We start from the raw sequence: 358 nt of genomic DNA, 5'->3' as shown, positions 1-358 counted from the left end.
GTGAAACGCTATCCACCACAGCAGACCGCAGAACACCGCGCCGTCACTGATGCGGTCACAGGTGGCGTCCAGCACCGCGCCGAAGCGAGTGCCGCCCCCGCGCTCCCGGGCCATCGCCCCGTCCAGCATGTCGAACAACACGAAGAACCACACCACACACGCACCCGCGAACAGCTTGCCCATCGGGAACAGCGTCAGCGCTCCCGCCACCGACGCGGTGGTGCCCAGGATGGTGACGACGTCCGGCGTGAGGCCGACCCGCAGCAGTCCCCTGGCGATCGGGGTGGTAATCCGGGCGAACGCCGCCCGGGACAGGAAGGGCAGCTTGCTCATGGTTGCCGAGCCCACGAGACATCTC

1 pseudogene is annotated in these 358 nt (G+C 68.2%); it reads right to left on the bottom strand.

Annotated elements, in window-relative coordinates:
* A pseudogene (pgsA1, locus tag D5687_RS11155) lies at nt 1-333 on the bottom strand (phosphatidylinositol phosphate synthase); the annotation flags it as partial.
* Nucleotides 334-358 lie beyond the last annotated feature (25 nt).

The organism is Guyparkeria sp. SCN-R1 (assembly GCF_003932495.1).
Taxonomy (GTDB): Bacteria; Pseudomonadota; Gammaproteobacteria; order Halothiobacillales; family Halothiobacillaceae; genus Guyparkeria.
Note: the sequence above shows the minus strand (reverse complement) of the source record. Positions and strands in the feature narration are given on the sequence as shown.